This is a genomic window from Spongiactinospora sp. TRM90649 (genome assembly GCF_029382225.1).
Lineage (GTDB): Bacteria > Actinomycetota > Actinomycetes > Streptosporangiales > Streptosporangiaceae > Spongiactinospora.
On record NZ_JARLTC010000020.1, the window covers coordinates 104,611 to 125,263 of the forward strand.

At 69.7% G+C, this 20,653-nt stretch carries 19 protein-coding genes and 1 tRNA gene; 11 read left to right on the forward strand and 9 right to left on the reverse strand.

From position 1 onward, the window contains the following. The first annotated feature begins 87 nt into the window (after positions 1 to 87). Positions 88 to 318, forward strand: a complete 231-nt coding sequence (locus P3X83_RS23290; protein WP_277307300.1) for a hypothetical protein — start codon at positions 88 to 90, stop codon at positions 316 to 318. Positions 319 to 447: 129 nt separating this feature from the next. Beyond that, positions 448 to 717, forward strand: a complete 270-nt coding sequence (locus P3X83_RS23295; RefSeq protein ID WP_277307301.1) for a WhiB family transcriptional regulator — start codon at positions 448 to 450, stop codon at positions 715 to 717. 492 nt (positions 718 to 1,209) lie between these two features. On the opposite strand, the gene P3X83_RS23300 is transcribed toward P3X83_RS23295, so the two are convergent. From P3X83_RS23300 to P3X83_RS23315, 4 genes are all read right to left on the reverse strand, one after another. Further along, on the reverse strand, positions 1,210 to 2,208 hold the full coding sequence (locus tag P3X83_RS23300) for a CU044_5270 family protein (protein WP_346742736.1): 999 nt from the start codon (positions 2,206 to 2,208) through the stop codon (positions 1,210 to 1,212). Next, complete coding sequence (locus P3X83_RS23305) at positions 2,096 to 2,818, reverse strand: RNA polymerase sigma factor (RefSeq protein ID WP_346742737.1); 723 nt, start codon at positions 2,816 to 2,818, stop codon at positions 2,096 to 2,098. The genes P3X83_RS23300 and P3X83_RS23305 overlap by 113 nt, the downstream gene beginning before the upstream one ends. A gap of 313 nt (positions 2,819 to 3,131) precedes the next feature. Then, positions 3,132 to 4,478 carry an AarF/ABC1/UbiB kinase family protein gene (locus P3X83_RS23310; protein WP_277307303.1) on the reverse strand — a complete coding sequence of 449 codons (1,347 nt, stop codon included), beginning with the start codon at positions 4,476 to 4,478 and terminating at the stop codon, positions 3,132 to 3,134. Positions 4,479 to 4,630: 152 nt separating this feature from the next. Then, complete coding sequence (locus tag P3X83_RS23315) at positions 4,631 to 5,809, reverse strand: thiamine biosynthesis protein ThiF (RefSeq protein WP_277307304.1); 1,179 nt, start codon at positions 5,807 to 5,809, stop codon at positions 4,631 to 4,633. Positions 5,810 to 6,540: 731 nt separating this feature from the next. On the opposite strand from P3X83_RS23315, the gene P3X83_RS23320 reads away from it, so the two are divergent. Both P3X83_RS23320 and P3X83_RS23325 read left to right on the forward strand, forming a co-directional pair. After that, a complete protein-coding gene (locus tag P3X83_RS23320) occupies positions 6,541 to 7,056 on the forward strand; it encodes a M48 family metallopeptidase (protein WP_277307305.1) in 516 nt (171 codons plus the stop codon). Between the two features lie 38 nt (positions 7,057 to 7,094). Then, positions 7,095 to 7,700: a hypothetical protein gene (locus P3X83_RS23325; RefSeq protein WP_277307306.1), complete on the forward strand. Its 606-nt coding sequence runs from the start codon at positions 7,095 to 7,097 to the stop codon at positions 7,698 to 7,700. Between the two features lie 29 nt (positions 7,701 to 7,729). On the opposite strand, the gene P3X83_RS23330 is transcribed toward P3X83_RS23325, so the two are convergent. The 3 genes from P3X83_RS23330 to P3X83_RS23340 form a co-directional block, all read right to left on the reverse strand. Further along, complete coding sequence (locus P3X83_RS23330) at positions 7,730 to 8,644, reverse strand: endonuclease/exonuclease/phosphatase family protein (RefSeq protein ID WP_277307307.1); 915 nt, start codon at positions 8,642 to 8,644, stop codon at positions 7,730 to 7,732. Between the two features lie 204 nt (positions 8,645 to 8,848). Beyond that, positions 8,849 to 9,391, reverse strand: a complete 543-nt coding sequence (locus P3X83_RS23335; protein WP_277307308.1) for an NUDIX domain-containing protein — start codon at positions 9,389 to 9,391, stop codon at positions 8,849 to 8,851. Then, positions 9,388 to 10,701: a zinc-dependent metalloprotease gene (locus P3X83_RS23340; RefSeq protein ID WP_277307309.1), complete on the reverse strand. Its 1,314-nt coding sequence runs from the start codon at positions 10,699 to 10,701 to the stop codon at positions 9,388 to 9,390. Before P3X83_RS23340 ends, P3X83_RS23335 begins: the two co-directional genes overlap by 4 nt. A 79-nt stretch (positions 10,702 to 10,780) precedes the next feature. Here P3X83_RS23340 and P3X83_RS23345 point away from each other — a divergent pair, with 79 nt between their 5' ends. The 5 genes from P3X83_RS23345 (at position 10,781) to P3X83_RS23365 (ending at position 16,797) form a co-directional block, all read left to right on the forward strand. Then, entirely contained in the window at positions 10,781 to 11,854 is a 1,074-nt protein-coding gene (locus P3X83_RS23345) for an NAD-dependent epimerase/dehydratase family protein (RefSeq protein ID WP_277307390.1), read from the forward strand. Between the two features lie 9 nt (positions 11,855 to 11,863). Continuing rightward, a complete protein-coding gene (locus P3X83_RS23350; protein ID WP_277307310.1) occupies positions 11,864 to 12,289 on the forward strand; it encodes a molybdenum cofactor biosynthesis protein MoaE in 426 nt (141 codons plus the stop codon). Between the two features lie 29 nt (positions 12,290 to 12,318). Continuing rightward, positions 12,319 to 13,365, forward strand: a complete 1,047-nt coding sequence (locus P3X83_RS23355) for a PDZ domain-containing protein (RefSeq protein WP_277307311.1) — start codon at positions 12,319 to 12,321, stop codon at positions 13,363 to 13,365. 385 nt (positions 13,366 to 13,750) lie between these two features. After that, the gene (locus P3X83_RS23360) at positions 13,751 to 16,639 is read left to right on the forward strand and encodes a UPF0182 family protein (RefSeq protein ID WP_346742738.1); all 2,889 of its coding nucleotides are present in this window, start codon (positions 13,751 to 13,753) and stop codon (positions 16,637 to 16,639) included. A gap of 81 nt (positions 16,640 to 16,720) precedes the next feature. Then, positions 16,721 to 16,797 (forward strand) — tRNA-Met (locus P3X83_RS23365). Between the two features lie 98 nt (positions 16,798 to 16,895). Here P3X83_RS23365 and P3X83_RS23370 read toward each other — a convergent pair. Then, positions 16,896 to 17,345, reverse strand: coding sequence for a nitroreductase family deazaflavin-dependent oxidoreductase (locus P3X83_RS23370; RefSeq protein WP_277307391.1), 450 nt, complete (start codon positions 17,343 to 17,345; stop codon positions 16,896 to 16,898). Positions 17,346 to 17,459: 114 nt separating this feature from the next. After that, positions 17,460 to 17,855, reverse strand: coding sequence for a RidA family protein (locus P3X83_RS23375; protein ID WP_277307392.1), 396 nt, complete (start codon positions 17,853 to 17,855; stop codon positions 17,460 to 17,462). A 135-nt stretch (positions 17,856 to 17,990) separates the two neighbouring features. Between P3X83_RS23375 and P3X83_RS23380 the strand changes: the two genes are divergently transcribed. Together P3X83_RS23380 and P3X83_RS23385 are read left to right on the forward strand one after the other, a co-directional pair. After that, entirely contained in the window at positions 17,991 to 18,962 is a 972-nt protein-coding gene (locus tag P3X83_RS23380) for a WYL domain-containing protein (protein WP_277307313.1), read from the forward strand. A gap of 142 nt (positions 18,963 to 19,104) precedes the next feature. After that, the gene (locus P3X83_RS23385) at positions 19,105 to 20,481 is read left to right on the forward strand and encodes a hypothetical protein (protein WP_277307314.1); all 1,377 of its coding nucleotides are present in this window, start codon (positions 19,105 to 19,107) and stop codon (positions 20,479 to 20,481) included. Positions 20,482 to 20,653 lie beyond the last annotated feature (172 nt).

The following is a 20,653-nucleotide window of genomic DNA, read 5'->3' on the forward strand; positions in this document are numbered from 1 at the left end:
GAGTCCCCGGTGATTATCAACACGATGCCGTCGGCGTGGCTCATGTCCGCGTGCCCCGTCAGTGCCGTGCCCACCGGAGCTTTGACCGTGAGGCTCGCCGATGGCCCGGCCAAACTGCGGCAGGAGAAGTCTGTCCGCGTCATGCCGTCGTACGCGCGCCTTGAGCGTACGGCCGCCCCGACCGCCTACCTGCCCGGCGTCGAGGGCCTTCCGGTCGCGGTGACCGGCAGAGGGCAGCAGCCGACCGACCACGACTACCACTTCGCCAATGGTGGCCTGCGTGGTTCGCATCCCTGGAGAGATCCGGTCAAGACCTGACCGGCAGAAAGCCTCCAGGGCCGCGGATCCGCAGACAGGATCCGCGGCCTTACTTATTTCCGCACTCCTGACCCCCACCTCAAGAGGTAAACCCAGCAGATCAACTGACAATTCAGAGAGGTGACTCAGATGGGGGCCAAGCCGATCATGGACCTGATCGACGAAGCCGACATCCCGTGTCGTTCCGAGCCCGACCTGTGGTTCGCCGAGTCTCCGGAAGACGTCGAGTTCGCTAAGGCGCTCTGCGGAGGCTGCCCCATCCAGAAGACCTGCCTGGCCCGCGCGCTTGAGCGCGGCGAGCCATGGGGCGTCTGGGGCGGCGAGCTCATCCTCAGGGGAACCGTGGTTCCCCGCAAGCGGCCTCGCGGGCGTCCGCGTAAGACCCCGGTCGCCGCCTGACTTTCCGCGACCACCGACAATTCAGCATTTTCGAAAGGACCACCACAATGAGCGGCTTCATCGGTCGGAGCAACGAGATCCCCTCCATGTTTGAGGAGCTGGTGCGGGACCGAATACGTTCCCTGCACCAAGAGGCGGAGGAGCAACGCATGGTCTCCCAAATCCGGCGCGTGCGCCGCGCCCGCCGCGACGCCGAGCGGGCTTCGGCCCGCCTGCGCCAGGCCCTGCTCCGCCTGAGCTGAGCCTTGTGTCCCGGCCCCGCATGGGGCCGGGACACGCCCGATCGCTTTTCACCACTCTCGTCGGGCAGCACCTGCCCGATCGTCTTCCATCACTCCGGCCGGGACGGCACCCGCCCCGGCCCCCGACCCGAAGGCCGGGTGAGCAACCCCTCACCCGGCCTTCGGCGTGCCCTACCCCGTGCCCGTGCGCCCCGCGAGTGTCCCCGAACCGCAGCGCGGCACCCCCGAGCTCGCGGCTCACATCAGGCGTTCAGTCGCCGGCGGGGAGACTGTCGGTCCATCGCGCCTCGAAGGTCACCGGCGCGCTCACGTCAAAGGCCACGCCTCCATCAGGGAGGACGAAAAAGCTGGTGTTCCGCACCCGAGAGGTCTCGGGATCGACGACCAGTCGCACATGTGAGCTCTTGGTCTCAAATTCGGAGGGAATCAGCAGTCCCTGTCCGCCGTCGACCGCACCGAGGGGTTCGACTCCTGGATATGTGGCCAGAGCGCGGAATGACGCGGCTCGGACCGCGGGCGTGGCAGGGAGCGCCGTGACCAGGGAGACCAAGCCTTGTAGGACTCTACGAGCCCTATCGGCGGCGTTCAGCGGACCGGCGGCATTCCCGCCCTCGCCACGCTTCAGGCGATCGTCGATCCAGTCCATCAGCGCCGCAGGCTCGGAAGGCAGCTCGTGAAGTTGCTCAAAGCTGACATCCAGCCCCCCCAGACGAAACGGGGTCGGCGGCAAGCCCAGTTCCGCGAGCGGCTCATCTCTTCTCTTGACCCAGGAACGGCCGTCACGGGCGGTCCACGTTTGATGCCCCGGAGGACCGTCATCCAAGCTGAATCCGACGTACCAGTAGTCGCCCGAGCCTTCCGGCAGGCGCTCCGCACTGGCGGCGGCGGCCAGCAGAATCTGACCGGCCGTAAACCGAACGGATGCGGACGGCGGGCCGTTCGGAGCGGCTGTCGGCGCACTCATGCTGGAGACGACGATGGCGGTGGCGGCGGCCATGCCCACTCCTACCGCGAGCCATCTGGTCCGGTGAGAGCGCGGGACGCGACGCATCCGCCGCTGGAGTCGGTGCAGACTACGCTCTGCGGCCTGGGATGAAGGCTCGGGCGCGGCCAGTAGCGTGGCGAGAGTCTGCAGGTCATCCATGGACGGCCTCCTGATCAATGAACTTTCGAAGTTTGAGGCGGGCGCGGCTGAGCCGTGAGCCCACGGTGCCGGAGGAGATGGCGAGTGCTTCGGCCACTTCCTCATAGCTGAGCTGAGCGAGTGCGATGAGCAGCAGCACGTCGCGCTCGCCGGGCAACAGTTCGGCCATGGCCTTGGCCAAGTGCGGCTGCATGCGCTGGGCGGTGACCGAGGCCAGGATGCGGTTCTCGGGTCCCTCGGTGTCCGGTTCACGGGCGACGCGGCTCAGCGCCGCGTAGTGCCGGGCCTCCTTACGGCGGTGCCGGGCTATCAGGTTGGTGGCGATGCCGAACAACCAGGGGCGCAGGGCACCGCGTTCCGGATCGAACTCGTCACGCTGGTCGAAGGCGGTCAGAAATGTCTCGGCGGCTATGTCCTCGGCCGTCTGCGCATCCAGTCGTCCGGCCGCGTAGCGGTAGATGTCGCGGAAATAGCGGTGATGCACGGCCGTGAACCGTTCCGGCTCCGATCGCAGGCGGTCACCGAGATCGGCATCGGCTTCTTCCTCGCTCACGTTGACGGTCACGTCGCTGCTTCTGTCATCGGCGGAGGTCTTCCTGGTCGGTGAATTGGCCATCGACCGTACTTCGCCGTAAGCGCCGATCGTCTTCCCGGCGGCTCTGATCAGATCGCGAACGTGAGCCGGGTGCCGGATCACGACGGCTGAAGTGATCACCGCATCGAGGAATGCCCGAGCAGTCGCGCGGCGGGCCGGTCGGCCCAACGCGGCGGCTTCCGCGAGGGGTGCCGTGGTGGTGGCCGATGCGCTCGTGAGTGCCGATCATCCGGGAGCCCGGTCGGCCCCGACATCGTGCTCCCCGGACGCCGCGGTCTTCCCGCCTACTGACCTGGGCGTGCTGGGAAACGGCACCGGAACTCGCAGGAGAGCGACGCCCGGCGCGAGCGTCGGGCGAAGCCCGACACCATGAAGAAGAGTCCGAGCTCAGCGAGAGCCCTTGCGGTGTGGTCTTGGTCGGGGGCGGGCGGGGTCAGCCGGTGGCGACGGGTTCGGGCTGGGGGCCGGGGCCGGGTTCGTCGGCGAAGCCGGGGACCCAGGTGATGACCTCGTCGCGGAAGCGGGCCGTGGTGCCGAGTTGGCACAGCACTCCGATTCCGGCGGCGTGGACGCGGTGGATGAGCATGTAGGACGGGGGCAGGTTGAGGTGGCGGACCACGTTGGTCGGGCGGAGGTCGGCGACCGTGGCGGCCTGTCGCTGGAGCCATTCGCGGCTGAAGGTGAACTCCTCGACGCGGGTAGGTTCCACGTACGGGGCGAGGAAGCCGCGCAGGGCATCGGGGTCGATGGTGATGTGGTCGCGGATGAAGCCCTCATTGCGCAGGCCTTCGACCACGGAGTCCATGTCGCCCTGGTTGAAGATGCGGGTCAGGGTGCCGAACATGGGGGGATAGCCGTCGGGCAGGCGGTTGACCGCGCCGAAGTCGAGGACGCCCAGGCGGCCGTCGGGGGTGATCCGGAAGTTGCCGGGGTGGGGATCGGCGTGGAGCATGCCGACCCGTGCGGGGGAGCAGAAGAGGAACCGGACCAGCAGCAGCCCGGCCCGGTCGCGCTCGGCCTTGTCGCTCTCGGTGATGACCCGGGACAGCGGCGTGCCGTCGAGCCATTCGGTGACCAGGACCTGCTCGTTGACCGCGATCACGTCGGGGACGTGGAAGTCGGGGTCGTCGGCGAACTCGGTGGCGAAGGCGTGCTGGGCCTCGGCCTCGTTGAAGTAGTCGAGCTCTTCGGCGACGCGGTCGCGCAGTTCGCCGAGGAGCGGCTTGATGTCGAGGCCGGGCAGCAGCACGCCGAACAGCTTGCCGAGCCGGGCGAGCTGGTTGAAGTCGGAGAGCAGTGCCTTGCCCGCGCCGGGGTACTGCACCTTGACGGCGACGGCGCGGCCGTCGTGCCAGGTCGCCCGGTGGACCTGTCCGATGGACGCCGCCGCGGTGGGCCGGTCGTCGAAGGACAGGAAGTTCTCCCGCCAGTCGTCGCCGAGTTGCTCGGCGAGCACGCGGTGCACCACTGAGGCGGGCAGTGGGGGAGCGGCGTCCTGGAGTTTGGTGAGGGTCGCGCGATACGGCCCGGCGATCTCGGCGGGCAGCGCGGCCTCGAAGATGGACAGCGCCTGGCCGAGCTTCATCGCCCCGCCCTTGAGCTCGCCGAGGACCTTGAAGATCTGGTCGGCGGTGCGTTGCTGTATCTCCTGCGCGACGATCTCGGCGGATTTCCCTCCGATGCGCTTGCCGATGCCGAGGGCCGTTCGGCCGGCGAAACTGAGGGGAAGGGTCGCCAGTTTGGCCGAGCGTGTCACGGCACGGCGTGGAAGGTCACTCACCTGTCTTCGCGGTGTCGCGGCGGCGTGTCTCGGGCACCGACACCACTACCTCCCTTCGAACTTCTCGCACGCCCCGCACGGCGGTGCCGTCCGCCGTCGGGCAGGCCGGTCGGCCGCCTGTCAGGCCCGGGTCGTTAATATCACTATTGTCGCTAAACCAACTCGTTTCGGGCACAACGACATTTTGGGTGGATTCTCCAGGATCGCCGCCGCCAGCCCCACTCCGGCACGACATCGAGTGTGCCGTTCATCACATTGCTCCTCGTGTCGTCGATCCACATCAGGGCCTGGGCGGCGGCCGCGGCGGCGACCCAGGCGGAGGTGACCGTGTCGCAAGCGACCTCACCGGCGGGGTAGCCGCCCAACCGGGCGCTCACCGTCGGCCACTCCGGATCGCGGTCGCGGCGCGTCAGCTCCATGCAGCGCAGGCACGCCGTACTGCCGGGCACGACCAGCGGCCCGATGGACCCGAACCCCTCGAACGCGCTGACCAGCAGGTGCGGGGTCCCGGCGTCGAGCAGGTCGCCCACCATGACATGGTCGAGCGGTTCTGCCGGAGCAAGGATCGCCAGGTCGGGGCCACGCCCCCGGTCGGCCGGCCGCGGGGCCGACGCCGAGGTCCAGGCGTTGACGCCGGGCGCCATGACGCGCACCATCGCGACCGTGCCGTTCTGCCGGGACTCGCCCACCGCCGGCCAGCCGAGCCCGCCTGGAACGATGTCGCGCGCCCGTGCCGTCGTCGTGTCGTCCACGCACAGGTTACCCACTCCCGAGGCCGCGAGCAGCGCCGCGACCTGGGCGCCCACCCGTCCGGCGCCGTAGAGCCGGACCTGCGCCGCCCGCCTGCGCTCCAGCACCGAGAAGCCGCCGTCGGTGGTGCCGGGGAGCAGGGAGATCGCGTCGAGGTCGGGCTGCAGCCGGTCGCGCTCGGCCATAGTGAGGGAGCGCAGGGGCGTCGGCCGGGCCGCGGCGTCGTCGAGCACGCCGCGGCGGAACAGCATGCCGATGAGGGTGTGGGTCTGGTCTTCCCGAAGGCCTTCCTTCGTGGCGTCCTTGACGACCTGGTGCAGCTCACGCGTGCCGTCGAGGCTCTCGATCACGCGGAGCACCGGGGGCTCGACGTCGTGCAGCACGGATATGCGCTGCGGATGGAGGCCGAACTGGATGGTGCGGTCGTCGCGGGCGATCCGCCGCAGGGCGGGCTTCAACCTTGGCCGGACCACCTCGCACGGGCCTGACTCCTCCGCTTCATCCGCTTCATCGACTATGTCCGCCTCGTTCGCCGCGTCGGTGCCGGCCGCCGTCTCAGCCGTTTCGGTCGCGTCTGTCATGGGCTCATCCGCGCTCTGGGGGTCGGACACAGCGCTCCTCCTGATCCGCTCGATCGAATTGCTGGACTGATCGACTTTCCGGCCGAAGTGGCCGATCGCCGCCGCGCGGTCGTCAGAATCGCATGCCGCGCGGCCCTGCGAGCAGCCCAAAGAGTGATCTGTGGATAACTTCGCGGAGCCCGATCAAGGGGTGTGGATAACTCGCTGTGGTTATGTCGCTATCGAGGGTGTAGGTGTGAAAAGCGCTGAGCGGATCGGAGGAAAACTCGCAACGCGGAGTGCGGTCGGCTTATCCGCTCGGCTTTTCTCGGCGTTCCCTCGGCGGGGCCGCCCGGGCCGGATCTCCCGGAGGCCCGCTCGCCCTCGCGGAGCTCGTCTGGGCGCTCAACTCACAGTGAAGATCCGATTTTCTCCCTCTCCCCGGCGAAGGGATCACCGCTGACGCCGATCCGGCGAATATCGGTGATCATGGATCCGGGAACCGTCCCGCGATGCCGTCTGTCCTGCGGTGATCACCGAGCGTGGTGGCGGCCGATGAAATGGATCAAGGTCCGCCCGCATGGCGGCATGGATCTTTCCCGGGCCGCTGGGGGTGCTGTTAAGCCCGTGAATTGGGAAATGTCCCCTCTATAGCCCTCTGGTGTGGTTGAACATTGAGCGAACGGCGACTGACCAGCGAGAACAGGTCTTGCCCCTGTTGGAATTTCCCAACTCTCGGCTACCGTGCATATGTGCCCCCCGAGACAGTCGAGGTCCGTCGAAGTTCTCGTCGCCGTCGGACCGTCTCCGCATACCGTGACGGCGACAAGACCATCGTCTTGCTGCCAGCCGGGCTCAGCCGTACCGACGAGGAACAATGGGTACGCAGAATGCTCGACCGCCTGGCCGCGAAAGAGCAGCGCAGGCGTCCCTCCGACGCCGAACTGCTCGATCGGGCCCGGGACCTCTCGGCGCGCTACCTGGACGGCAAGGCCGACCCCGTGAGCGTGCGCTGGGTGGAGAACCAGCGCCACCGCTGGGGATCGTGCACGCCCGACCACGCCACCATCAGGATCTCCACCCGGCTGCGCGGGATGCCGTCCTGGGTGGTCGACTACGTGATCATGCACGAGCTGGTCCACCTGCTCGTGCCCAGTCACGGGCCGGCGTTCTGGGAACTGGTCGAGCGTTACCCCAAGGCAGAGCGCGCACGCGGCTTCCTGGAGGGCTTCTCAGTGGCCTCCCAGGGCTCGGCGGAGGAGTACTGACGGCGAAAGCCCGGGCGGGCGGCGCTACGCTGCCATGCGTGCAGCGAATCGCGGCCGTACTGGTCACCTCGACGGCGGGAAGCGCGGTCCCTCCCGGTGTGGATCCCGCCGCGTTCCGCACCGCGGTCGCGGAGGACACCTACGAGGTCGCCGCAGGGCTTGAACTCGTCACACCGGCCGTCGTGACCAGCGTCCCCGGCATCGAGGAGATCACCTGGCCGGGCACGCCGGTGATCACCGTCCCCGAGCTGCCGGGGGCCGAACTGGTCGCCGCCGCCTTCGCGGGGCTGGCGCGGGCACTGCCCGACGCCGAGCAGGCGGTGCTGATCAGCGCCGACGCGCCCGACCTGCCGTCCCTGCTGATCGGCAAGCTCTTCCGGGCGCTCGGGCGGGCGCAGGTGTCGGTATGCCCGGCCGAAGGGGGAGGGGCGGTCGCGCTCGCGGCGCGCCTGCCGTACCCCGAGTGGGCGCGCGCCGGGCTGGACGCACCGGACATCGTCACAGACCTGCGCGCCGACGCGCCCGAACGGCGGGCCGTCGCCACCGGGCCCGGCTGGCACCGCCTGCGCAGTCCCGCCGACCTGAGCCTGCTCGACCCCGGCCTGGAAGGCTGGGAGAACACCCGCGACCTGCTCGCGGGCTGACCTCACAGGCCGTCCCCGGCGGCGGGCGATCAGCCGGCCGGCAGGTACAGCTCGGCGAACACCGCGCGGTGGTCGGTGCCCGGCACGGTATGGACGCTCACCGCGCGCACCCCCGCCCGCTCGTCCACGAGCACGTGATCGATCGTGATGATCGGCGGCACGCCGCGGTTGGCGGGCCACGTCGGGATCAGCCCCTGCCCGGCCCGGTCGGCGGCGTCCGCGTACCCACGGGCCAGCAGACGGCGCAGCGCCGCATGGTCCAGGCTGGCGTTGAAGTCGCCCGCCAGGACGCGCACCGGCGCCTTGGCCGCCGGGGGCAGGGCGTCCAGCGCCGCCGTCCACTCCTGGACCTGCGTGCCGAGCGGCGGGAACGGATGGACGTTGACCACCTGGATCGGAGCCCCGCCGGGCAGGGCCACCTCGGCGGCGGGCATGTTATGACCGATCGCCTGGAACAGATCGCGGACCGGCGTCATGGGATATTTCGCGAAAATGCCAGCTCCGCCGGCACTCCAGACGGCCTCCAGATGCCGGTACGGCATCAGCCGGTCCAGCCCGGCGGCGTCGAAGTCCTGGACCGCTCCGGGGGTGAGCTCCTGGGCGCTGAGCACGTCCGGGTCAAGCCGCCTGACCAGGTCCAGCACGGCTGCGGGGTCGGCCTTCCCGAACAGCAGGTTGATCGTCAGGACCTTCAGCGGACGCCCGCCGGGCGCCGCGTTCGCCGTCCCCACGGCGCGCGGCAGCACGCTCAGCCCGAGCGCGGTGGCCGTGACCAGCGCCACGGCCGTGGCCACCCGGTTGCGGGAGAACGCGGCCAGCAGCACCGGGACCAGCGAACCCGCAGCCGCGAACGGCGTAGCCGTCATGAGCTGGGTGGCGAACGACCCTCGCTCCAGGCCCGCCACCCGTGCCACCGCCCACGCGGCGAACGGTGTCACGGCCACCCACGCCAGCGACCTGGGCACCCGCCACCGCCACCGCCGGCGCGGCGGTGTGACGATCACTCCACCAACCGGTTGCCCGGCATCCTCGGCCGTGAGGTTCACGTGTTTCCCGCCCCGTACGTTGAGAACCCGATATCCGCGCGTCTGTGCCGGTGACGCCCGATACGAACTCTAATTGGAACGTGTGAAAGCGGTGATAAAGCGCTACCCCCGCAGGATCGCCCTGGCCCTCAGCGCGAGACGGCGGGTGGCGTGGTCGGTCGGCTCGGGGATCTCGTCGATCGGGTACCAGCGCAGGTCGAGCGACTCGTCACTGATCACCGGCTCGATCCCGGCGGGGGCGACCGCGCCGTACTCGACGTCGAGGTGGAAACTGCTCGGGGGGTGACACCAGACCTCGTGGCGGTCCAGAGCGAGCGGGCCGGGCAGGAGCCGCAGCCCGGGCAGGCCGGACTCCTCGGTGGCCTCGCGCAGCGCGGCGTCGCCGAGCGTGGCGTCGCCGAGCTCGCAGTGGCCCCCCATCGGCAGCCACTTGCGGGCCTTGGGGTGCAGCGTGAGCAGCACGAGCTCGCCGTCGTGCGACAGGACCGCCGTGGTGGCGGTCAGGTGCGCCGGCGCGCAAGCGCGCCACATGGCGTCGTCGTGGGACTCCAGGTGGCGCAGGAACTCCTTGCGCAGCGACTCCTCCTCGTCGCTCGGCGCGACCCACGCGGAGAGCACGGCCCGCGCGTCGGCGTGGAGTGTCACCGCTTGTCGTCCGGAGTGTCCTCGTCGCCGCTGGTGTCGCCGCTGGTGTCGCCGTCGGTCTTCTCCGTGGGCCCCTCGCCGGAGGCGTCCAGCAGGGAGAGGTCGAACCGTGCGCCCCCGCTCACGAAGGAGTCGGGATCGTCGAGGTCCTCGGCGTGCGGCAGCAGGTCGGGGTGACCCCACACGGCGTCGCGGCCGTCGAGCCCGCGAGCGGCCTCCAGCGCCTTCCACAGCGCGGCGGCCTCACGCAGGCGTCTCGGACGCAGTTCCAGACCCACCAGGGTGCCGAACGTGCGCTCCGCGGGCCCGCCGGAGGCTCTGCGCCGCCGTACCGTCTCGGCCAGCGCCGCCGCGGACGGCAGCTTGCCCTCGGCCGCCTTGTCGACGACGGTCGCGACCCAGCCCTCGACGAGCGCGAGCGTGGTCTCCAGCCGCGCCAGGGCGGCCTTCTGACGCTCGGTCTCCTCGGGCTTCAGCAGCGCGCCGCCGCTCAGCGCCTGCTGGAGCTGCTCGGGGTTGCTGACGTCGAGGCCGCGGAGCTGCTCTTCCAGCGCCGATGCGTCGAGCGTGATGCCCCTGGCGTACTCCTCGACCGCGCCGAGCAGGTGCGCCCGCAGCCAGGGCACGTGGTGGAACAGCCGCTGGTGGGCGGCCTCACGCAGCGCCAGGTAGAGGCGGATCTCGTCGGAGGGCAGCTCAAGGCCGTCACTGAAGGAGGCGATCCCGCCGGGCAGCAGCGCGGCGGTGCCGGACAGCGGCAGCCCGATGTCGGTGGAGCCGACCACCTCACGGGCGAGTGACCCGAGGGCCTGCCCGATCTGGCTGCCGACCATCATGCCGCCCATCTGCTTCAGCATGCCCATCAGCGGACCGGCCATGGACTGCGCCTCAGCGGGCAGCCCGGCCGAGCCGAGGGTGCCGCCCATGGTCTCGACCATGCGCGCGGCGATCGGGTCGCAGAGCTTTCGCCAGACCGGAACGGTCTTTTCGATCCACTCGGATCGGCTCCACGCCGCCGGCGCGTCGACCCCGCTCGGCAGGGTGGTCGCCTCGTTGAGCCAGAGGTCGGCGAGGTTGAGCGCCTCCACGATCTGTCGGCGCTCACCCTCCATGACGCTCGGGTCACCTTCGGCGACTACGGCGTGTCGGGCTATGTTCTTGGCCATGTCCCAGTTGACTGGGCCTGAGCTCGGCGGTGCGGAGAGCATGTCGGCGAACTGGCGCATCGCCGCGGCGATCTGCTCCGGGTCACCGAACATGGCGAACGGGTTGTCGTTTGGGTCGTTTTCACGACCTGGCAGGTCAGTCACCGGTCTACCTCATGCAGGATGGAGGAGTCCACAACCGCCACGTTATCCGTCGAGGGGCGGATCAGTGCAAAGTGAGGACCTGGTGCCTACCTCGAAACGCCACCGGTCACCGGTCATAGCCGTCACCGGCGCGGCCGCCGGACTGGGCAGGGCATTCCTCGCCCACGTGGCCTCGTCTGCGGATTTCCGCAGGGTCGTGGCCATTGACGAACAGCGCGGCGATGTGTCAGATGTCACGTGGAGGGTGATCGACGTCCGGGATCCGCTTCTGGCGAACCGGCTCTCCGACATCGACGTCCTCGTCCACTTGGCCGCCGACTACGCCCTCGACGCCGACCCCGCCGAACGGCGCGCCTACAACCTGCGCGCGGCCCAGACCGTCTTGACGGCCAGCGCCGCCGCACGGGTGCGCCGGGTCGTCGTGGTGACCAGCGCGATGGTGTACGGCGCCGCCCCCGACAACCCCGTGCCCCTGCCGGAGGACTCCCCGGTGACCGCCGAACCCGACACCGGGATCGTCGGCGACTACCTGGAGATCGAGGCGCTGGTGCGCCGCTCCCTGCGCAGTCACCCCGGCCTGGAGGTGACCGTGGTACGGCCGGCGGCCGTGGTCGGCCCCGGCATCGACACCGTGGTCACCCGGCACTTCGAGGCCCCCCGGCTGCTCACCGTGAAGGGCTGCGCGCCGCGCTGGCAGTTCTGCCACATCGACGACCTGGTGACGGCTCTGGAACTGGCCGCGCTCGGCACGGTGAGCGGCACCCTCGCCGTGGGCTCGGACGGATGGCTGGAACAGGAGCAGGTCGAGGAGATCTCCGGCCTGCGCCGGTTCGAGCTGCCCGCCGGGCTCACCTTCGGCACCGCCCAGCGCCTGCACCGCCTCGGAGTGACTCCCGCGCCCGCGACGGACCTGCATTACGTGGTCTACCCGTGGGTGGCCGACTGCACCTCCCTGCGCGCGGCCGGCTGGAAGCCCACGTGGACCAACGAGGCGGCTCTGGAACGGCTGCTGGAGCTGCGCGAGGGCAGACACGCCGTGGTCGGCCGCCGCCTGTCCGGCAAGGACGCCACGATCACCGCCGCGGGCGCGACCGTGGCCGTGATCGGCACGGCGGCGATCGTGCGCAGGGCCAGGCGCAGGAGACGGTTGTAGGCTCAGGTCGTGGAAGCCATCCGGTTGCTGGGTATTCGCGACGGCGCGTTGTCGGTCGACGAGGTACTGGCCGTCGTCGGCGATGTGACCGCCGGCGGCACCACGATCTTCGTCGGCACGGTCCGCGACCACGACCACGGGAAACCCGTGGTCAAGCTTTCGTATTCGGCGCACCCGTCGGCGGAGGCCGAACTGCGGCGGGTCGCCGAGAAGGTCGCCGCCGATTTCCCGGTCACCGCGCTGGCCGCGGTGCACCGGATCGGCGACCTCGCGCTCGGCGACACCGCCGTGATCGTGGCTGTGGCGTGCGCGCATCGCCAGGAGGCGTTCCTGGCGTCGCGCCGGCTGATCGACGATCTCAAGGGCGAGGTGCCGATCTGGAAGCATCAGGTGTTCGCCGACGGCACGACCGAGTGGGTCGGCGCCTGCGAATGACGCGACGTTTCAGCGCATAGGCTGCGTTCATGTCCCGACGCTCGCTGACCTTGATGGTGGCGGCCATGCTCACGCTGATGCTCGGCGTGGCGGGTGCCCTGCTGCCGGTGCCGTACGTGGTCCTAAGCCCGGGGCCCACTGAAGACACCATCGGCCAGGTCAAGGGCAAGCCGGTGATCTCGATCGACGGGCGCGAGACCTACCCCACGACGGGCCGGCTCAGCCTGGTCACCGTGGCCTACCAGGGCGGGCCCGGCACCCGCATCGACCTGCTCACCGCGCTCCGCGGCTGGATCGATCCCACGATCGCCGTGGTGCCGGAGGAGACGATCTTCCCGAAGACCAGTACGGCCGAGCAGGTCGAGGAACAGAACGTCCAGGACATGACGAACTCCCAGGACGACGCCACGGCCGCCGCCCTGACCCAGTTGAAGATCCCCTACTCGTCGGTCGTGGGGGTGCTGTCCACGGAGAAGGCCAAGCCCGCCGACGGCAAGCTGAAGCCCGGCGACGAGATCGTGAACGTGGACGACAAGCCCGCGGGCGACGTCGAGAAGGTCGCCGCGACGGTCCGGGCGCGCAAGCCCGGCGACGAGGTCGTGTTCTCCGTCAGCCGTGACGGCCAGAAGGTCTCGGTCCCGCTGACCACGGTCAAGGGCATCGACGGCAAGCCGATGGTCGGCGTGGTCATGCAGTCCAAGTTCAAGTTCCCGTTCAAGGTCTCGATCAACGTCGGCGACGTGGGCGGCCCCAGCGCCGGGCTGATGTTCTCCCTCGGCATCGTCGACAAGCTCACCCCCGGCCCGCTCACCGGCGGCAAGTCCATCGCCGGCACCGGCACGATCACTCCCGAGGGCCGTGTCGGCCCCATCGGGGGCATCTCGCAGAAGATGGTGGGCGCCCGCAAGACCGGCGCGACCGTCTTCCTCACCCCCGCCGAGAACTGCGGTGAGGCGGTGAAGGCCGTTCCGTCGGGTCTTCGGCTGGTGCGGGTGGAGACCCTCAAGAACGCGGTTGACGCGCTCGACATGCTGCGCACCGGGAACGGCACGCCGCCGCCCTGTTCGGCGAACTGAGCGCCCAACCGGCGGATGCCCAGGAAACGGACGAAGTTTTTACGTTTTCCACAGGCCAGGCCAGGCAGGGTTGATCGCGCCCCGGTTTTCCACAGGAGCCGATTCCGGAACGCTAGCGCTCGGTCGCATGCCGTACGGTTTTTTGCGGGCCCCGCTTCGCGCTCGTCACGGGCACTCATGGCGAGGTCGGTGCGTTGGGCCATGTGGCGGGGCTCTGTGCCCGGACCGTGCCCGAGCGGCACACCGCGCACACGGCCCCTCCGGTGTAGGTTGCCAGACACGGACCGTTGCATTTGACGACAAGGGGTTGGCCTTGAGCTTCCGGACCCCCGGAGCCGGCAGGGCGGTGCGCCTGCCCCGTCGGCCGCGCCTTCTGCTGCCCGTCGTGATCGCGATCGTCGCGATCGTGGCGGTGTTCTTCCTTTTCTCCGGTATTTACACCGACTTCCTGTGGTACGACTCCACGGGGTACACATCGGTGTTCTCCAACGTGTTGCTGACCCAGGTGCTGATGTTCGTGGTCGGCGCCCTGCTCATGGTGGGCGTCGTGGGCGGCAACATGATGCTGGCCTTCCGGATGCGCCCGATGTTCGGGCCGTCGATGTTCGGAGGGTCGAGCGGAGCCGACCGGTACCGCATGGCCGTCGATCCGCACCGCAAGCTGATCTTCCTGGTCGGCATGGCGGTGCTCGCGCTGTTCGCCGGATCGACGATGGCCGGGCAGTGGAAGACCTGGCTCCAGTACATCAACGGTGCGTCCTTCGGGCAGCGAGACCCGCAGTTCGGCATGGACGTCTCGTTCTTCATGTTCACCTTTCCGTTCCTGCGGATGGTGCTGACGTTCCTGTTCACCGCCGTGGTGATCTCCGCCGTGATGGCGGCGATCGTCCACTACCTGTACGGCGGCTTCCGCCTGCAGTCGCCGGGCGTGCACGCCTCCCGCGCGGCCCGCGCCCACCTGTCCGTGCTGGTCGGCATCTTCGTGCTGCTCAAGGCGGTCGCCTACTGGGTCGACCGCTACGGCCTGGTCTTCTCCGACCGCGGGTTCGTCCACGGCGCCTCCTACACCGACGTCAACGCGGTGCTTCCGGCCAAGACCATCCTGGCCATCATCGCGCTCATCTGCGCCGCGCTCTTCTTCGCGGGAGTGGTGCGCCAGGGCGGCATGCTGCCCGGCGTGGCCTTCGGCCTGCTCGTGCTCTCGGCGGTGCTGATCGGCGGGGTCTACCCGGCCCTGGTCGAGCAGTTCCAGGTCAGGCCCAACCAGCAGGCCCGCGAGGCGGAGTTCATCAAGCGCAACATCGAGGCCACCCGAACGGCCTACGGAGTCGATGACAGCGAGGTCATCGGCTACAACGCGCAGGGCGATCCGAGCAAGGTCGACTTCAACGCCGACTCCTCGATCTCCGGTGTCCGCCTGCTCGACCCCAACCTGGTGTCCAAGACCTATCAGCAGCGCCAGCGCATCCGTGGCTTCTACGACTTCCCCGACCAGCTCGACGTCGATCGCTACCCCGACGCCTCCGGCAAGATCCGCGACACCGTCGTGGGCGTGCGAGAGCTGCTCGGGCCGCCGCCGGAGCAGGACAACTGGATCAACCGGCACCTCGTCTACACCCACGGCTACGGCCTGGTCGCCGCGCCCGGCAACGAGGTCGACTCCGAGGGCCTGCCCGCCTTCGAGGCCAAGGACATGCCGGTGACCGGCCCGCTGGTCGACCGCACCGGGCTCAAGGAACCCCGGATCTACTTCGGTGAGAGCTCCGACACCGAATACGTGATCGCCGGTGGCGACCCGTCGAAGAACCGGCAGGAGCTCGACTACCCGGAGAGCGGCGGCACCGGCCAGGAGAACACCACCTACCAGGGCAAGGGTGGTGTCCCGATCGGGTCGTTCTTCAACCGGATGCTCTACGCCGCGAAGTACAGCGAGATCAACATGCTGCTCTCCGGCGACATCAACGACAAGTCGCAGATCCTCTACGTCCGCAACCCGCGTGAGCGCATCGCCAAGGTCGCGCCCTTCCTCCAGATGGACGCGAACGCCTACCCGGCGGTCGTCGACGGACGCGTCCAGTGGATCGTCGACGCCTACACCCTCTCCAACGACTATCCCTACTCCCAGAGCCGCAGCTTCGGCGACATGGTGCGCGACACCGCCACCAACACCGGGGCCATCGCCCAGCAGCCGCGCGACCAGATCAACTACATGCGCAACTCGGTGAAGGCCACCGTCGACGCCTACGACGGCACGGTCAACCTCTACGCCTGGGACTCGAATGACCCGCTGCTGAAGACCTGGAGCCGGACCTTCCCCGGCATCCTCAAGCCGGTCAGCGCGATGAGCAAGGACCTGACCTCGCACCTGCGCTACCCGGAAGACCTCTTCAAGGTGCAGCGCGACGTTCTGGCCCGCTACCACATCGAGGACGCCGGGGCCTTCTACGGCGGCCAGGACTTCTGGAACGTCCCCAACGACCCGTCCCTGCGCGAGGGCGACGTCAAGCAGCCGCCGTACTACCTGTCGGTCAAGATGCCCGGCACCCAGGCGTCGTCCTTCTCGCTGACGACCACGTTCGTGCCCCGCCAGGGGCCCAACCTGGCGGCCTTCATGGCCGTGGACGCGACGGCCGGTCGGGGGTACGGCAAGCTGCGGATCCTGCGCATGCCGTCCAACACGACCATCCCCGGTCCCGGACAGGTGCAGAACAACTTCACCAACAAGTTCTCCGGCGAGCTCAACCTGCTCGGCCTGGGCAACGCGCAGATCCGCTACGGCAACCTGCTCACCCTGCCCTTCGCCGACGGCCTGGTCTACATCGAGCCCGTCTACGTCCAGACCGCGGCCGCGTCCGGCCAGGAGCCGTACCCGATCCTGCGGCGCGTCCTGGTCTCCTACGGCAACAAGGTCGGCTCGCACGACACCCTCGAAGGCGCCCTTGAACAGGTCTTCGAAGGCGCCAACCTGCAGAAGCCGAACAATCAGCAGCAGCAGCCCGCGGAGACCAGCAAGACGGGCCAGCTCAACTCCGCCATCGACGAGGCCCGCAAGGCCTACGACGACGCGCGGAAGGCCCTGTCCGCCAACCCGCCCAACTGGGTGGAGTACGGAGCGGCCCAGCAGCGTCTCCAGGACGCCCTGAACCGCCTCCAGTCGGCCCGTCCCGCGGACGTCGCCCCCACGCCGGCTCCGAGCCCCACGGGCTCATCGGCCCCGACTCCCGCGCCGACACCGACCACGACCAGCACCACATCCGCCGCGCCCAGCTCCTGAGCCAACTGATTTGCGTCCACCCCAAGTCCCGGATAGTCTTTAGACACAACGCAACGCGGAGTGAAAAACACCGCAGCGGGACGCGGGGTGGAGCAGTTCGGTAGCTCGCTGGGCTCATAACCCAGAGGTCGCAGGTTCAAATCCTGCCCCCGCTACCAGAGGAAACGCCCTCCGGGATTATCCCGGAGGGCGTTTTCGTTTGTTCGGTAACCGAAATGGCTACACGGCGGCCTGTAATCAGGCCGCCGGTAGCCGATCAGTTCCCGGTCGCCGGCTCCAGCACGAAGACCGGGATCACCCGATCGGTCTTCTCCTGGTATTCGGCATACGGCGGAAACGCGGCGACCGCGCGCTGCCACCACGCCGCCCGCTCGTCTCCGGTGATCTCACGGGCGGTCATGTCCTGGCGTACCGGCCCGTCCTGGAGTTCCACGTGCGGATCGGCCTTGAGGTTGAAGTACCAGACCGGGTGGCTCGGGAAGCCGCCCTTCGAGGCCACGGCCGCGTAGCGCCCCTCGTGCTCCACGCGCATCAGCGGGACCTTCCGGAGCTTGCCGCTCTTCGCCCCGCGCGTCGTGACGATGACGACGGGCATTCCCGTGTCCCAGAGCGTCGTCCCCTGCGTGCCGCCCGAGGTCTCGTAGAGCTCGACCTGCTCGCGCACCCACTGTGCCGGACTCGCCTCGTACTCGCCCTCAAGAGGCATCGCGTCCATCCCTTCGCCGCCTACGGATCATGCCGCGTAGCTCAACACCGCCACCGCGCGGATTCATCCTCACCGAAGGCCGACATGACGACACCGGCGACCTTCCCGGCGGCGTCACGCGACGGCGGTCCCCTCAAGCTCGACCATCAGGCCGGGGAGCGCCAGCCGCGTCACGCCGAGCATCGTGGTGGCCGGCGCCACCCCGGCCGCGCCCAGCCGCGACGCCAGCACGCCGTAGTGCTCGAAGAGCCGATCGACGTCGGTGGTGTAGACGTTGAGCCGGACGAGGTTCGCGAGCGACATGCCGCCCTCGCCGAGCACGGCCTCCAGGTTGTCGAGGCTCAGCGCCAGTTGCGCCGCCATGTCGTCGGCATGCAGGGGCTTGCCGTCACCGCTCATCGCGGTCTGCCCGGCGCAGTACAGGGTCCGGGTGTGCCCGGAGACGATCTCACCCTGGTTGTAGCCCAGCTCCATCGACCACGGCCACGGGTTGACCGCGGTTCGCTGCACTGTCATATCGGCTCCATTCGGTTCGTCGGAATCACGTGCGTCCATCGGCCCGGTGGCCACCGGCTCCTTGGACGCGGTTCTAGCCTCCCGGCAAATCACGACATCCTGTGTCGTGTATTCAAGTAGCGTTTTCGTATGCGCGCCGACCGGTTGGTCTCGCTGGTCCTGCTGCTGCGGCAGCACGGCCGGCTGTCCGCGGCCGCGCTGGCCCGCGAGCTGGAGGTGTCCACCCGTACCGTGCTACGCGACATCGAGGCGCTGTCCGCGTCCGGTGTCCCGGTCTACGCCGAACGCGGCCGGCACGGCGGTTTCGCGCTGCTACCCGGTTTCCGTACCGAACTGACCGGACTGAACCACGACGAGGCCCTTGCCCTGCTGGTCGCCGGATCACGGCGCGGCGCGCAGGCGTTCGGCCTCGGCTCGGCGCTCGCTTCGGCGATGCTCAAGGTGGTCGACGCGCTGCCAGAGAGCTATCGGGACACCGCGGCCGGCGCGGCCGAGCGACTGCTCATCGACCCGGAGACCGACCTGCTCTCGCGCCGCCTGGCCGCCGAGGAGGCGCCCGACACCGTGATGGCGGAGGTCCTGCGCGCGGTGCTCGCCGGGCGCAGGCTGCGCATCCACTACGCGGCCACCGGCCAGGCCGCGGAATGGCGCACGGTGGACCCGATCGGCCTGGTCACCGTGCGCGACCGGGGCTACCTGCTGGCCACGAGGTCCGGCGAGGACCGCACCTACCGGCTGTCCCGGATCTCGGCCGCCGAGGAGCTCGCCGAACCCGCGCAGCGCCCCGACCGCGTCGATCTGGACGCGGCCTGGCAGGAACGCAGCACGCGCTTCCGGACCGGCGGCGACCAGGTCACCGTGCTGCTCCGGCTGAACCCGGCGCGGCGGGAGGAACTGGTGGCCACCGCGCTGACCGTCCGCACGGAAGAAGCCGACGCGGACGGCCGGCTCCGGCTTGAGGTGACCTTCCAGGATCCGAGACACGCCGTATGGGCACTGTGGCAGCTCGGCACGGGCGCGGAGGCCTTGTCCCCACAGTGGTTGCGCGACTCCCTGCGCGACCGCGCCACCGCGATCGCGGCCCGCTACGGAGACGGCTGAGGACGCCGACCGTCGCTGGTCGTAGGACGGCGGGCGGGTCATACCAGGGTGGCAGGGGCGGGCCGGTCTTGAGAATGATGTTCTGGATTGGGCGGGTCGGCACGATGGGCGCATGGCTGTGGTGGCCTTTGGGCTGAATCCCGTGGAAGTCGTCGTGCTGGTGGCCGCCGTGCTGCTGATCATCGGGCCGTGGCTCCCGTACGGCGTGCGGCGCCCCGTCGTGCTCGGCGCGGGGGCGGTCTTCGTTCCGGCCGCCGTGGCGCTCATCGTCATGGGCATCCGCTGGCAGTGGCTGCCCGTGCTCGCCGGAGGAGCGATCGGCCTGGCGTTCGCCTTGCCGAAGCGGCAGCGGCAGCGGCGACGGCGGCTACGGACGATCGTGGGGTCGGTGACGGGCCTGCTGCTCGTGCTGGCGGGTGCGGGGACGGCATGGGCGTTGCCCGTGCCGGTGTTCCCCGCCCCATCCGGCCCCTACGCCACCGGCACCACCGTCGTGGAATGGGCGGACCCCGACCGTGAGGAGACCGCCACGGCGCGCCGCGACGATCGGCGGACGGTCGTCGTGCAGTTCTGGTACCCGGCGGCCGAGAGCCTGCCGGCCACCGAGCGGGCCTGGTACCTCGGCCGTACGCCGGAGGAGGCCCGCGTCGTCGCGCAGGGCGTCGCGGGCTACCTGGGCGCACCGGGCTTCGTGCTCGACGGGCCCGTCCGCGCTCGCACCCGTTCGGTGTACGACGCCCCGGCGGCCCAGGGCGCGGCCCGCTTCCCGGTGGTGCTCTTCTCGCCGGGGCTGGGCGGCGTGCGCACGCAGAACACCGCCTGGGCCGAGGAACTGGCCGCTCGCGGGTACGTCGTGGCGGCGCTCGACCATCCGTACGACTCCGCCGTGGTCGTCATGGGGGACGGCCGGGCCGTCCGCACGAAGGTGGCGGCCACCGGTGACGCGGCCGAGGACGAACGGCGGGCCGCCCGGTGGACCGCCACCAGGGCCGCCGACCTGAGCTTCGTCCTGACGCGTCTGGATCGCGGTGCGGCCCCGAAGCCACTGGCCGGGCGGCTCGACACCCGCCGGGCCGCCGCCACCGGGCACTCGCTCGGCGGGGCGGCGGCGCTGCTCGCCGTCCGGCAGGACACCCGATTCACCGCCGCCGTCGACCTGGACGGTTTCCCCCGGGACCCCGCCCCACGACCGTTCCACCGGCCGGTGCTCGCGGTCACGCACGAAATCACCCCCGGACAGGAACGCGAGTATCTCGACCGGCTCGCCCGCGTGCTCCGCCTCAGCACCGCCGCCGGCTACCTCCTGAAGGTCCCGGACACGGCGCATCTCACCTTCACCGACGCCCCGCTGTACCTGCCGCCCCTCCCCGGCCTGGTCGGCACCACCGGCCCACACCTCACCGCCCAGATCACGGGCGCCTTCCTGGACGCCACCCTCCGGGACGCCCGCGGCGACCTCCCGGCCCTGCTCGCCGGATACGGCGACCTGGAGGTCTTCGCCAAATCTCCTTTCGGATGATTTATCTCGAATGAGCGCGTGATATCCGGAAGAATGGCATCCGCCTCACCCCGCTTCGTCGAGCCAACGGGAAATGGGAAGAGACGGGATGCCGGACGACGACGGCGAGCTCCTGCGTGTCATCAAAGAGCTGGCCGAGATGACGGGAAAGTCCACCCAGGACGCCCAGGCC